10 protein-coding genes, 1 tRNA gene and 1 pseudogene are annotated in these 14,485 nt (G+C 43.9%); 6 read left to right on the forward strand and 6 right to left on the reverse strand.

Translation table 11 applies throughout. The annotated features are described in order from the left end of the window. From ABNT28_RS06575 to ABNT28_RS06585, 3 genes and pseudogenes are all read right to left on the reverse strand, one after another. Nucleotides 1-451: pseudogene (locus ABNT28_RS06575) on the reverse strand (bifunctional NADH dehydrogenase FAD-containing subunit/selenide, water dikinase SelD); the annotation flags it as partial. After that, a complete protein-coding gene (locus tag ABNT28_RS06580; RefSeq protein WP_348721235.1) occupies nt 451-954 on the reverse strand; it encodes a flavin reductase family protein in 504 nt (167 codons plus the stop codon). The pseudogene ABNT28_RS06575 and the gene ABNT28_RS06580, both read right to left, overlap by 1 nt. A gap of 469 nt (nt 955-1,423) precedes the next feature. After that, nucleotides 1,424-1,497, reverse strand: a tRNA-Cys gene (locus tag ABNT28_RS06585). A gap of 146 nt (nt 1,498-1,643) precedes the next feature. Here ABNT28_RS06585 and ABNT28_RS06590 point away from each other — a divergent pair. After that, the gene (locus ABNT28_RS06590; RefSeq protein ID WP_348721236.1) at nt 1,644-3,551 is read left to right on the forward strand and encodes a hypothetical protein; all 1,908 of its coding nucleotides are present in this window, start codon (nt 1,644-1,646) and stop codon (nt 3,549-3,551) included. A 3-nt stretch (nt 3,552-3,554) separates the two neighbouring features. Here the strand turns inward: ABNT28_RS06590 and ABNT28_RS06595 are convergent, their stop codons facing one another. Next, nucleotides 3,555-4,148 (reverse strand): hypothetical protein, encoded by a 594-nt coding sequence (locus tag ABNT28_RS06595; RefSeq protein WP_348721237.1) that lies wholly within the window; start codon nt 4,146-4,148, stop codon nt 3,555-3,557. Between the two features lie 270 nt (nt 4,149-4,418). Here ABNT28_RS06595 and ABNT28_RS06600 point away from each other — a divergent pair, with 270 nt between their 5' ends. The 5 genes from ABNT28_RS06600 to ilvD all read left to right on the forward strand — a co-directional run bounded on the left by ABNT28_RS06600 (nt 4,419) and on the right by ilvD (nt 13,615). Continuing rightward, nucleotides 4,419-6,857 (forward strand): LamG-like jellyroll fold domain-containing protein, encoded by a 2,439-nt coding sequence (locus ABNT28_RS06600; protein WP_348721238.1) that lies wholly within the window; start codon nt 4,419-4,421, stop codon nt 6,855-6,857. Nucleotides 6,858-6,958: 101 nt separating this feature from the next. Further along, entirely contained in the window at nt 6,959-7,624 is a 666-nt protein-coding gene (locus tag ABNT28_RS06605; RefSeq protein WP_332923589.1) for a protein-L-isoaspartate O-methyltransferase, read from the forward strand. Nucleotides 7,625-7,665: 41 nt separating this feature from the next. Next, entirely contained in the window at nt 7,666-9,042 is a 1,377-nt protein-coding gene (locus tag ABNT28_RS06610; RefSeq protein ID WP_348721239.1) for a TolC family protein, read from the forward strand. Nucleotides 9,043-9,168: 126 nt separating this feature from the next. Then, nucleotides 9,169-11,847 (forward strand): valine--tRNA ligase, encoded by a 2,679-nt coding sequence (locus tag ABNT28_RS06615; protein ID WP_348721240.1) that lies wholly within the window; start codon nt 9,169-9,171, stop codon nt 11,845-11,847. A 37-nt stretch (nt 11,848-11,884) separates the two neighbouring features. Beyond that, on the forward strand, nt 11,885-13,615 hold the full coding sequence (gene ilvD / locus ABNT28_RS06620) for a dihydroxy-acid dehydratase (protein ID WP_332923592.1): 1,731 nt from the start codon (nt 11,885-11,887) through the stop codon (nt 13,613-13,615). A gap of 60 nt (nt 13,616-13,675) precedes the next feature. Here ilvD and ABNT28_RS06625 read toward each other — a convergent pair whose 3' ends face one another. Together ABNT28_RS06625 and ABNT28_RS06630 are read right to left on the reverse strand one after the other, a co-directional pair. Continuing rightward, complete coding sequence (locus ABNT28_RS06625; RefSeq protein WP_332923593.1) at nt 13,676-14,119, reverse strand: GNAT family N-acetyltransferase; 444 nt, start codon at nt 14,117-14,119, stop codon at nt 13,676-13,678. Between the two features lie 92 nt (nt 14,120-14,211). Further along, nucleotides 14,212-14,485 (reverse strand): endonuclease/exonuclease/phosphatase family protein (locus ABNT28_RS06630; protein WP_348721242.1); only part of this gene is annotated, 274 nt, incomplete at its 5' end.

Here is a 14,485-nt window from a genome sequence, read left to right on the forward strand (position 1 = left end):
TTTGTTTTGTTTTTATCACCTCATCAAGACGGCGTTGAAACTGTGCAATCGGTTTTACCGGAATAGCGTGGTCAGCAGCGCCATCAATGACATCTAATGCAGGTTGGCCGCCAATGTTGATTGAAAGCACGTCAAAGCGAAGAGGGGGGCGATCATCGAACAAAAGGCGTTTATGTTCGGCATCAATACCCGTACAGGGGGCGTGAACTATGCGGGCATTAGCAAATTGTGCCAATTTAGCTAGGTCGATATGCAAGTCCTCATCGTTCCACACACCTTCGACAAAACCAGGCAACATCCCTGAATAGGGAGTGCGCATATCATTCGTTACAAGCGTCAGCCGAATGCCAGATACAGGTTTCATCGCAAACATCTTCAAAACTGCGATCTGGGCATGACCTCCGCCAAGAAGAACCAAATCAGCAAGAATTGAAGAAGGAGATGTATGCATCAACTGGTATAGTGACCAAGCTTGCCGCTGAAATAGGCTGCTGGTGAACCTTCCTCTTGTTTGATAGTAATCACTTCACCAATGAAAATCGTGTGATCGCCGCCTTCATACTCAGTCCAATGACGGCAATCAAAGCTCGCAAGACAGCCATTTAGAACTGGGTGACCTGTAACGCCTTTTTCCCACGCGACACCATCAAACCGATTTGGTGTCTGGCTTGCAAATCGTCCACATAAGTCCGCCTGATCGGATGCCATTATGTTAACGACAAATCCATCTGCATCACGAAATGCCTTTAAATTACCATTGCGGTTATCTAGTGACCACAAGACCAACGGTGGATCTAACGAAACTGAATTGAAAGAATTAACAGTCAGGCCATAGGGTGTACCATCAGCCTGTGTAATCGTAACAATCGTTACACCAGTCAGAAATTTGCCCATAGCACTGCGCATTTCCAAAGGCTCTACCAATGTAATATTGCTTTCTGTCGAAATGGCCATGACTTACCCCTATTAATTTTGACATAATGAAACCAACATAGTCACTGGCACCTTAACAGCAATGGAAATATTCGAAAGCTGATCTAAAACATCATTTTTTTCCAATGTTCCCTCGATTTCGCAGAATATTGGCAATAAATAACGTGGTAAGTGGAACATAGGCGTATGGGTGAACCCATGTGACTGCAGGCCGAATGAAGTTTCGGTAAATCGTGTAGAATAATAAAATGATATGCACCATCGAAATATAGACAAACATCATGGGTACGCCAAAATTATCGATGATATATCCAGCCACCAAAGGTGAAAATGACACCAATAGGCGTACGTACTGATACCTTTTACGCGTAGATAAAGAAGACAATGAAGCTTGCGGTTGGATCAGGTTAAGGTAAAGACACAATCCAGATTTTGGCCAGAACGAAACTTCTTCAAATCAATAGAAAATTGTTAAAAATTTGGTAATTCATGGAGGCCCGGACCGGAATTGAACCGATGTACACGGTTTTGCAAACCGCTGCATAACCACTCTGCCACCGGGCCTTCGTCATGAATGTCAGGTAATACCCAATGTGTCAGGGCACGTCAATGATCGCATTTGAATAATAAATAAACTAAAATAGAAAATGCTAAAAAATTATTAATTACTTTACCTTTTGGCTTCCTAAATACTGCCAAGAGAGCTTTCTATGCGTTCAACAAACCTAGATGTTAGTTTTAAAAACCCACAATCAGGTTTTTCAACAATTGAACTGATAGTCGCGTTATCACTATTTGCGGTTATCAGCGTTGCTGCCATTCAATTTGTTACCCAAAATGAAAAAAGCTTACTAGAAGGGCGAAACGAACTCACAACACAGCAAAAAAACGCTGCCATAGCGTCTTTTATTTATGATGATTTCAGGCGGGATAACCTTGCTGATACCGCGCCGTCACTATTATATCGAAATAGTTCTATGCCGCAGGATCTTCAGGATGCGCCGCCATTGATTATTGGAACCATTTTTGGGAATGGGAGCCGTTATAACGCCGTAAACCCAAAATGTGTGCTAGCAGCAAGCACCGATATTTCAAATAAATTGGTTTTTTTTGATGGCACTTGTAAAACTGTCGCAGGTCGGACATTAGCTCAGAATATAGATGCGGCCTTAAGACAAGGCGCAAAAATTACATTTGCTATTGAAGGTGGCGGCGGTCGATGCACCTTGTCAGATCCACTTAATATATCTTCAAGAAGCAGTTATGTGCGGGCCTTTGTTGATGATCCCTCATGTTTAGCACAAGGTTTGAATCCAAACCAAAACATTCAAGCAGGAAAGCAGATTATTTTTCCGCGCTATGTTGCCTATAGCCGAGACAATCCGGCCAGTTTTTATACGTCGATGATCGAACCAATTGATAAAAGCGCCCCTGGTTTGACCATAGAAATGCCAGCATTATTTACCAGTATAAGTAGTGTTTTAACCGCCCTTAATGATATTGGCGTGTTTGCATTAGACACAAGATCACAACTAAATTTAAAAATGAATACAAGCCATGCAGCAAATCGACTTCGATTTTCTGCAATTCCATCTGGGATGACCATCACTGGTGATAATAGTTCAAGTGTAACGTTTAGTGGCTCACCAGGACAAATCGCAAGTGCTTTGTCAAATCTGCAATACCAATCGGATAACGGCTTTTTTGGAGATGATGTACTTACACTTAATGCGCGGGCAGGGGCGATTAGCCGAACCGCTTCTTCTACTATAAAGGTAACGGCTAATTGCGGTGGTGTTGTTAATGGAACAGCAACACGCTTTGACCTTGGACGTTATGACACTTCAACAAGAACGTTTAATGTAAGAGAATTTGTGACGACCGTATCCGTATGGAGTAATCTCTATCCGCAAGATTATTATGGATATTGCGGTCCTGATCCAACAAATTCAGGCAGATATGTCAAATTTGACCGCACAGATGGTGTGCCAAGCTACTATCCTGCAAGTCCCCTTCCATGCACGAGGCCTCTAGATGCCAATGCAAATTCACCGGGGGCATATATCAATTATTCACCCCGCAACCGTAATGAAATACCAGAAAGCATTACCGTTTATCTGCATGAACAACATACGCTAAACACAATTGACCGATTTAGTCTGTTTTTTATTTTTGACGATAATGATGCTACTGGCGGCAGAGCTACTTTCCGTCTTAATAATATAGAACCAAACAGGAATCTGACGTCCTTTGCCGACAAATTCACATTTGCTGATGATCCGCATGAATATCGACCACCTACGATTGGATCGGATGGAACTTTGACATCGGTGCCAAACTGGTCATGGGCGCATGATGGTCTAGTGCTTCCCTTACGTGTTCCAAGCAATGGAAAACGCAACGGTCTGTATGAGTTGGAGTTTTACAATCAGGATCCCGATGGCGACGGAGATGTAAATCCGCGATTACAAATGATTGCTTCTGAGAATATTACTAAATGGAATATTAGGGCGGTTAATGCGTCAGGTGTAGGGGTAAGTTACCGGCAATTTAATTTGCAAAACAACCCGGATATACAAATGCGCATTAACGAATCTCAACGATGTCCCACACCATAACGCCTAAAACTGGCCAAAATTTATTGGGTAGAAAGAGCCATCAATAACGCCTAATTTACCCGCATAGACGCCCATTTCCCCTGTCTCTGACATGGCGCAAGATATGATGACAAGTTCTTCAAAAACGGCGCCCGTTTTTCGCCCATTGTTATATGCAAAGGTGACAACTTTTCGGTTATTGGATATTGTAATTGGTGAATGGCGAATATTGGGATCTCCTATGGTAAAGCCGCCTAGATATTCATTATCAACAGCATTTATTCGTTTAAGACATGCGTTTCCAATCGAAATAACGGAAGCCGAGGCACCTGTTTTAAAAAAACTGGGAATACCCCCATCAAGTTTGGTTAAATGAAACCCAATTTCAAAATTTTCCCGTGCTTCATGACCAAGATGCGTTGCCACTCGAATTGAGATAGCGCTTTCCCGGCTTTTATTGACTGTGTTGAGCAAAGGAACCGCTATAGCGCCAAGAAGTGTGATGACCACAAGTACAGAAATAATGGCAAAACCGTTGCGTTTTTGGAGACCCATTTCACTATAGTGGTCTTGAATGTCAGTATTAGAGTTATGCAGATAGTTTTTGATAAATGTCATTGTCTATAAAGTTCCGTTCTGACCATTTTGAGAGCAAGATAATAATAGTTAGGCATGCAGCCAGCATCAATTTATCAAATACTTCTACTTGTTAATTATTTTGCTAATGATAAATGTTAGCATATTTTCAATATGTTACGTTTTCGATACATGTTTGAGACATGGTCATATATTAATTTTTTCTAAATTTAAAAAGTTAACAGATAGTAATTTACGAAAGGTTGATATTCTATCTGGAGATAAATTTTGCTAGTCACATTGACTCATTATATGCAGCGCAAAATAGCCACTTTAGTACATCAGAATATGACAAAATCTGGTTTTTCACTTGTTGAACTTTTGGTTTACATCACAGTATTTGCGGTTGCATCAATTGGCATTTCATCAATGTATATAGCGCTTCAAAAACATCATGTTGAAGTAAACCAATATGGTGAATACGAAGGACAAAAAGACTTTGCGCATAATCTACTTAAAATAGGGCTTAAAAATGCGCATTCTGTAGAAGTTAGCGATGTTATTTTGAATGATTCAGCATGTTTGCAGTTAAACAAAAAATATTCGACTCAACGAACAGGCATCAGATTTGATGGCGCTGGACGAACTATTGAAAGCATTCAACCAATCAATATTACAGGTGCGCAAGCACGAAGCATCTCGTTTTGGGTCAAAGCAGAAAAGGGTCAAGCTACCGAGAATGTTATACTTAGGTGGGGTGAGACAAATGCCCGCCAATTTGCCGTAGTTTTGCGGAACGGATATTTATATGTGCAACTTGAAGGCGCACTTCTTGGATCAAATAACGGCATAAATTTTTTTGATAATTCGTGGCATCATGTTGCCATTACATTTCCAGATGAAGCCACCAGTACCGTAGTGAGCGGAACCTTATTAAAGCAATATATAGATGGCGTTTTGCGTGATGGAAATAAATTCGAAACATCATCTAGTTCTTGGCCGTTAGGAAATCGCTTTATGCGAACTAGCGCGTCAAAATTACTAGTCGGTGCCAGAGATAAAAACGGAACAAATCCTTTTAAAGGAGGGTTGTCTGATTTGCGGTTATGGAACGATGTTATTCAGGCGAATGAAGTATCAAGAATTTACAATGAGGAGCGTGACAGTACGAGAACAAATTATCAGGGGCCAGACCATAATATGATTCGATATCAAGCTCAGGTTCTACGCTGGCCGATGTTTGGTCTGAGTTCACCACAGGAAACAAGCACGTTTGATTCAAGTGGTCTAAATAATCCTGGCAGATTAAATAATTTTGACGCTGGTGCTTTGATGTCATTTGGAAATAGAAAGCAACAACAATCAGATAAATTTTGTTTTTTTGACAATAACTCGGATGGTTTTTTTGAACTGTGGCAGGGATCAGATGAGACGCCGCAAAACCCGACTGTTAACAGCGCATGGACTCGTAAAACAAAGGATATTTTTGTACCTGGAGCCGACGGATTTTTTAAGAGTGTAGGATCAAGCCCAGAAACAGTAACTGCCAACTTTGCTGTAGGTGCTGCAGTTAGATCCGATATTGTCGTAGCTCAGAAAAATGTCACCAGCAGTTTTTCCAATAACATCATTGCTCCAGTTAAAGCTTTATGTGCAATTACCCCAAGTGACGTTTTTGAAGCCCCCACTTGCAATGTAAGTGAAGCCTACGTATCAATTGTTGAGGGGTTTGACGAAAAAAACGATGAATTAACAATTCCCGCCAGAACAAAGCAAAACAATGCCTTTTTCACAAATTATTCAAGAATAGAAAATCTGCCACCTACAGTGAACGCTGAATGGAATGGTATAACTGGTATGTTGCGTCTTTATACGACTGACAATAGCCCCCAGCCAGCACAGATATGGAACCGCGCCATGCGTTCGGTCATGCTGATATCAACAGGCAAAGCATATAATCCAACCAAAAAAGTTACTTTTTCCCTTGGTGAACCTGCTTTTGAAATTAATGGAAAATTCCATTTTTATGATTTTGTCGGTGCCGATATTCGTCCTTATAGTTTCAATAGAGCCCTATCAAGAGTGCAACAACCAGACCCTAAAATGTGCGGTCTGCAACCCTACTTGATGACTATCACCAGCGCCGAAGAAAACGAGTTTGTTGGTAAAACACATTCAATGCTTGGGTGGCCTAGTGCTTGGATTGGTGCACGTGAAACTGAACCAGGAAATTGGCGATGGATCAGTGGTCCTGACAATGGCACTAGGTTTTGGTCGGGACATGGGGGTGGCTATCCGATAATCGATGATGGTACTTTAGATGGGGTGCCTACAAATCTGCTTATGTACAGAAATGCAGAGGATCACTTTATAAATAATTCCCAAAATGAAATGGCGCCCATATGGGCTAAGAATGTTGATACGCGAAATATGCGATATACAAATTTTGCACTTGGTCAAACAGGAAGCAATGTGAATGAGTTTCAACCCAAGACGACTGTTTCCCATTCATCAAAACCTGCCAAATATCTATCGATAAATGGTACGCCTAGAGGGGGAAATTTATGGCGTTCATCGGCTCTTGATGCTGCTTATTGTCATTTCCGCAGACCTGCCACACCTGCACATGAAAAAATATGTGGGCATTTTCGCGAGTGGGGCGGCATGCCGAATGATCCACCTGTAACATCGGCCTCTAGTGTTTCCATCGACATGGAAATCCATAACCAATATTGTAAAACAACACCTTGAGCTATTTTTTTTGAACTGTTCCGTTCACCAGCATTGATGTTGTTACTTACAAAGCTTATAAGTCAGTTATATTTTACTATTAAAAACATGAGATGCGCCAAATGAACGAAATGCAGTTCGCTAATGCTCGCGAAATGATGGTTAATTGCCAAATTCGGCCAAACAAAGTTACCGATGAGCGTGTGCTTGAAGCTTTTTTATCAGTGCCTCGTGAAGCTTTCGTTGCCAAACATCAGCGATCCATAGCCTATGTTGATGAAGATTTGCAGCTTGCAAATGGACGTTGCCTGATGGAACCAATGGTTCTGTCACGACTTATTCAAGCACTCGAAATTCGTATTGATGACAATGTTCTTGTAGTTGGTGCCGGTTCCGGGTACGGCACCGCGATAATGGCGCATATTGCCGGATCGGTTATTGCCATTGAAACCCGCGCACAACTTGTCGATAAAGCACAGGAAACCCTTGCAAATATCGGAATAGACAATGCGGCCTTTATCAAGTCGCGTCTTGCTGATGGTTATCTTGAAGAAGGTCCTTATGATCGGATCATGATCGAAGGGGGCGTGGAATTTGTACCTGAAACTTTACTTAATCAACTCACGCCAAAAGGCCGTCTTGCTGCTGTCAAACGGGCAAAAGGTGACGCCGTTGGTGTCGCAAGTTTGTGGACGCGCGCTGGAGACAGTTTTTCATGTACTCCGCTTTTTAACGCACAGGTGCCAAACTTGGAAGAATTCAACGCTAAAGCAGAGTTTGTCTTTTAATCTGTTTAATTTTTTAATGCATGATGGAGGCTATGAATTAGATGAAATATGTTTTTCGCTCACTTCAGATAGCCTTTGCACTTTGTTTCAATGTTATGGTTGGATCCACAAGTGCTCATACGGCAACGCTTGAAGACGCATTGCGGACAAGTCTTGTAAATAGTGCTGATCTGGCTGCTGCGCGGCAAAGCTGGATTTCGGCGCGCGAAAATATTGGGGTTTCAGCATCCACAAGCGATTTGACAGGCACAATTAAAGTTACCGGCAACCAATCTCATAGTGATACCAGTAAAACCAATGGGTTTGACCAATCGCAATATGCATCTGGGGCGATCACGTTAAGCAAAAATCTCTATGATGGTGGGCAAACAGCCGAAAATACAAAGCTAGCTCATTACAAACTTGATGCGGAGACAGCGAACTACAAAAATACCGAGCAGGCTTTGATATTACGAACCATCGAAGCTTATCTAGATGTTGTCAAAGCGCAACGCGATGTCAGATTGCATGCAGATAATCTGGCACGATTAGAATCGCATGTAAAAGCTGCCGAAGCGCGGGTTAGAGCAGGGGCTTCAACCCCTACACGTGTGGCTGAGTCAAAAGCCCGTTATTCACGAGCACAATCAGATGCTATCGCCGCGTCGGCAACCTTGCAAAACGCCAAAGACATGTTGCATTCGCTAACTGGTCTTGAGTTGCAGGATTTAAAACTACCCAACGCCCTGTCATCGTTTCCTGCTTCGCTAATTGAAGCAGAAACGATCGCCCGTGCGGAACATCCAAACATTCGTAAAGCAATCGCAAATGAAATGAGTGCGAGCCAGCAGTTTAATGCGCTGGCCGCAACCGTGAAACCAACTGTCAATCTGTCCTTGTCAGCGAGTTCAAAGTACATGACTGGCACGGCTGGTGATCTCGATGTTATGTCGGCGCAAATTGTGTTTTCGTCCCCGTTCCTGAGCACTAATGCGACGCGGGCAAAATCAAGAAGCGTTTCGGCCAGCCATGCACAAAGCAAATTTGTCCGTGATGAAGCTATCCGTGCTGTTGAAGTCGCTTTGCGCAGTGCATTTCGTAATATGAACACAGCGCAAAAACGCCTTGATGCGGTTAAGAGTGAATTGAATGCCAGCATGCTGGTAGCACGTGGCATTGTTAACGAAGTTACATTTGGGCAGAAAACAATCCTTGATCAGCTTGACGCCGAACAGGATGTAAATGCTGCTGAATTACGTCTTGTTTCAGCTGAACATGATGTGATTATTGCCTCTTATCGGTTGCAGGCGGCAATGGGCCGGCTATTGGCGGTGAATCTGGGGCTAGGCGATGTGTTGCCAGCATTGGCTGAATTGCCAGCACCTGTATCAATTTTTGACGGGATAATCCCAATCCGAAACAAGGAATATGGGCAATAATTTTTATAGGTGTGAGTTTGTGTCCACCTGCATTCTTTGATCAAAAAGATAGCAATTTTTTTACGGCTCATTTAGAACACCGTATAAGTTTTTTCGCCTGTCGTTTCCACAACTTCTTTACGTATCATGACCGAACCTACACTTCCTAAAAATTACGATCCCCAAAGCATCGAAGAACGCTGGTATGATATGTGGGATCAGAGCGGCCATTTTGCATGTGATCCGTCTTCTTCAAACATGCCATATACAATCATGATGCCGCCACCAAATGTGACAGGTAGCTTGCATATGGGGCATGCCTTGACCTTTACGCTTCAGGATTTGTTGATCCGTTATCATCGCATGACTGGACGCGATACGTTATGGCAACCAGGCACAGATCATGCTGGCATTGCAACGCAGATGGTCGTTGAACGCAAACTGGCTAACGAAAACGTTAACCGACGCGATCTAGGGCGTGATGGTTTCATTGATAAGGTCTGGGAATGGAAAGCCGAATCAGGCGGCATGATCCAGAATCAGTTGAAACGTCTTGGGGCTTCACCTGATTGGGCGCGCGAACGGTTTACGATGGATGATGGCTTGTCCGAGGCCGTCATAAAAAGTTTTGTAAGTCTGCATCGTGCTGGCCTGATCTATCGTGACAAGCGTTTAGTCAACTGGGATCCAAAGCTTATGACAGCGATCTCGGATCTTGAAGTTGAACAGCGGGAAGGTGAAAACCCGATGTGGCATCTGAGATACCGCATTGAAGGTAGCGTGGATGAATATATCTCTATTGCCACAACACGCCCAGAAACCATGCTTGGCGACGGTGCTGTCGCTGTTCATCCCGATGATGAGCGTTACAAGCATCTGGTAGGCAAAATGTGTATTTTGCCTTTGTCCAACCGACCAATTCCAATTATCGCAGATGAATATCCGGATATGGAAAAAGGATCTGGTGCTGTAAAAATTACCCCTGCACATGACTTTAACGACTTTGAAGTGGGACGGCGGCATGGTTTGCCGCTCATCAATCTCATGACTGCTGAAGCCAAGATGGAAGCCATTCCAGAAATACCTGAAAAATATCAGGGGTTGGACCGCTATGAAGCGCGTAAGCAAATTCTAGCCGATCTTGATTCTGAAGGCATGGTTGTTGGCGTTGAAACCGTGGCAAATTCGGTGCCGCATGGTGACAGGTCAGGCGTTGTAATTGAGCCATGGTTAATGGATCAATGGTATGTGAACGCCAAAGAGCTAGCAAAGCCTGCGATCAAGGCTGTCGAGGATGGAAGAACCAAATTTGTACCTGAACGCTGGAACAAAACTTATTTTGAATGGATGCGCAACATCCAGCCATGGTGTATTTCACGGCAACTATGGTGGGGACACCGTATTCCGGCGTGGTACGGACCTGATGGGCATCCATTTGTTGAGGAAAATGAAGCCGCTGCTTATGAATCAGCAAAGGCGCATTATGGCAAGGATGTCGAACTAAACCGTGATGAAGATGTGCTTGATACCTGGTTTTCAAGTGGATTATGGCCGTTTTCGACGCTTGGCTGGCCCGAAGATAATGATATTGTAAAACGTTATTACCCTGGCGATGTTCTGGTCACTGGCTTTGACATTATCTTTTTCTGGGTTGCCCGCATGATGATGATGTCGATGCATTTCATGGATGGCGAGGTGCCGTTCCGCGAGGTCTATATTCATGCGCTAGTGCGCGATGAAAAAGGTCAAAAAATGTCAAAATCAAAGGGTAATGTTATCGATCCACTTGGCATTATTGATCAATATGGTGCTGACCCGCTACGCTTTACCCTAGCGGCAATGGCCGCGCAGGGGCGTGACATAAAAATGTCAATTCCGCGACTGGAAGGGTACCGTAACTTTGCCACCAAGATATGGAATGCCTGTCGTTTTCTGGAAATGAATGGCTGTATCATTGATAATGATATTAAAGTTGAACATGCAAAAGAATCTATAAATATATGGATTATAACAGAATTTAATAATACTGTAGAAAAAACAGCTAAAGCAATTGAGGCTTATCGTTTTAATGAAGCGGCCGAAGCCCTGTATCAGTTTATGTGGCATTCATATTGTGACTGGTATGTAGAACTTATCAAACCTACATTGATGCACAGCAAGGATAACTCTGAAACAACTGATGATGAGGCGACATTGGAAACCAAAGCTACTGCCAGTGCCATTCTGGCTGGTACATTGCGTTTGTTACATCCGTTTATGCCGTATCTGACCGAAGAGTTGAACGAAAAGATTTTTAATAGCAAGGATATGCTTATTGGTGAGACATGGCCTAAACCTTTTGATATTGCCGCCAATGATGCGGTTGATGAAGTACAGTTTATCATCTCATTGATTAGTGAGATTCGCCATATCCGAACTGAAATGAATGTACCGTTATCAGCAAAGCCAATTTTGTTAGTCAATGGAGCGACAGCTTTGCAAACACGCGCCATTGCCAATCAGCAAGCAGCATTACTGCGGATTGCACGGCTTGAAACAGTGACAACTAGCGGTGATTTTGGCAGTGGATGTGCCCAAGGGCTTGTTGATGGACTAGACATAGCTTTACCTTTGGCCGATATTCTAGATTTAGAGGCTGAAGTTGGGCGCCTGAACAAGGAAATAACTGCTGTTACTAATGAGATTGAAAAAATTGCCCGCAAACTCGACAATCCAGGTTTTATTGCCAAAGCACCAGACGATGTGATTGTTGAAAATAGGCGTCGTCTTGACGAGGAAAATGTAAAGCGTGACGGGTTAAAAGTAGCGCTTAGCAGGTTGGGTTAAACGTTAGACGATTTAAACGATACCAAGGAGTATAATTATGCCAGATAGTGTAAAACCAATCGATAAGTCGAATTTGCCAAGCCGTCACGTATCGGTTGGGCCAGAAAAGGCACCACATCGTTCATACTATTATGCAATGGGCATGACGGAAGAAGAAATTGCGCAACCTCTTGTCGGTGTTGTTTCGACATGGAACGAAGCTGCTCCTTGTAACATTTCGCTGGCACGGCAAGCGCAAGCTGCAAAACGCGGCGTCCGTGAACATGCTGGTACACCTCGTGAATTTACGACAATTACCGTTACTGACGGTATTGCTATGGGTCACGCTGGAATGAAATCATCACTTGTGAGCCGCGAGGTTATTGCTGACTCTATCGAACTAACTGTTCGGGGTCATTGCTATGATGCACTTGTTGGCCTTGCTGGTTGTGACAAATCATTGCCTGGCGTCATGATGGCCATGGCACGTCTAAACGTTCCATCGGTATTCATGTATGGCGGTTCGATCCTGCCTGGGCGTTTCAAGGATAAAGATGTCACCGTTCAGGATGTTTTCGAAGCGGTTGGCGCACATGCAGCTGGCAATATGTCAGACGAAGACTTACATGAGCTGGAATGTGTGGCTTGTCCTAGTGCCGGTTCGTGTGGTGGCCAGTTTACTGCCAATACTATGGCCTGTGTTTCCGAAGCCATTGGCCTTGCCATTCCCGGATCAGCAGGAGCACCAGCCCCATATGAATCTCGTGACGAATATGCCTATCATTCAGGCCGTATAGTCATGGATCTTGTGCGTGCCAATCTAAGGCCACGTGATATTCTGACGCGCAAAGCTTTTGAAAATGCTGCAACAGTTGTGGCTGCATCTGGTGGCTCAACAAATGCTGGTTTGCATTTGCCGGCTTTGGCCTCAGAATGCGGAATTGAATTTGATTTGCATGATGTGGCAGAAATTTTCCGCCGTACACCTTATATTGCCGATCTGAAGCCTGGCGGTAAATATGTAGCTCGTGACATGTATGAAATTGGCGGTGTTCCTGTTTTGATAAAGGCGCTACTTGACGGCGGCTTTATCCATGGTGATTGCATTACCGTAACAGGCAAGACGATTGCCGAAAATATAGGTGATATGAAGTTCCCCACTGATCAGGTGATTATTCGTACAACCGATGCTCCATTATCGCCAACAGGTGGTGTTGTCGGCTTAAAAGGTAATCTAGCGCCCGAAGGGGCCTTGGTTAAGGTTGCAGGCATGTCAGTGTTAAAATTCACTGGTACAGCGCGCTGTTTCGATTGTGAAGAAGATGCCTTTTCAGCCGTTGAACGCCGTGATTATAAGACTGGCGACGTACTAGTGATCCGATATGAAGGGCCAAAAGGTGGTCCTGGCATGCGTGAAATGCTAGCAACAACAGCCGCTCTTTATGGGCAAGGGGCTGGTAATGATGTTGCTTTAATCACTGATGGTCGTTTTTCAGGGGCTACACGCGGGTTCTGTATCGGTCATGTTGGCCCTGAAGCTGCTGTTGGTGGCCCTATTGGCTTGTTACAAGACGGTGACCAGATAACGATCGATGCTGAAGCTGGAACTATTAACGTTGATCTAAGCGACGAAGAACTTGCCGCACGCAAAGCCAACTGGATGCCACGCGAGACAGACTATAACGCTGGTGCTATATGGAAATATGCCCAAACTGTTGGGTCGGCTGAAAAAGGTGCGCTTACGCACCCAGGTGCACGTTCTGAAACTCACGTTTACGCCGATATATAGTAATTTACGAACTACATTACATCCCAAATACCAAAGGCAGGGTTTCCCTGCCTTTTTATCTCATAAGGCCAGTTTCCACATTAGATATTCCGTATGATTATCACTTCCAATGCTGTAAAATGACGATATCGGTATTTTGGCAAACACTTGATAGCCAAGTTTTTGATATAACGTAAAACCTGGGCTGAAATCAGCTGTTGATAGCCGGCCACGCTGTATGCCAAGAGCACGCGCTTCATCCTCTACCGCATTTATCAATGATGTCCCTACACCCTGACCACGGCATGTCTCATCGACCCACAGCATATGTATGTAAAGCCAATCATAGCGGATACGCGCATAAATAGCACCTACCTCGATATTATCTTCATCGGTGGCCGTAATGAAAAATTGTTTATTGATACCTGAATTCAAGGCGGCTTCATTAAAGGCTTTTAGCTTATCGAGTAACGGAAGCAACGCCGACTCTGGCACATTGTAAAAATGCTGTATTTTAATCGTCATATCTATCTCCAATAGTATGGAGACGTTAAAATTACAAAATAAGCCGCACGGCTCAAATCACATTAAAGTGATGATCCTCATGATGGTGATAATCAGTCGCGTAGGTTACACCAGATTGGTGTATGATCCGACGGCTTTTCAAGACCGCGAGGCGTGCGGTCGATCCCAACATCAACCAAACGGTCACCTGCCTCAGGTGACAGCAGGAGATGGTCAATCCGTAACCCGTTGTCGCGTTGCCAAGCACCTGCCTGATAATCCCAATAGGTATAATGAACGCCCGACGGATTTAGGGCGCGCAAGGCGTCCATATAACCAGCATGCAGGATTTTAAAGAAGGCAGCACGGCTATCATCATGGGTGAGG

It is taken from the genome of uncultured Candidatus Puniceispirillum sp. (genome assembly GCF_963979125.1).
Lineage (GTDB): Bacteria > Pseudomonadota > Alphaproteobacteria > Puniceispirillales > Puniceispirillaceae > Puniceispirillum.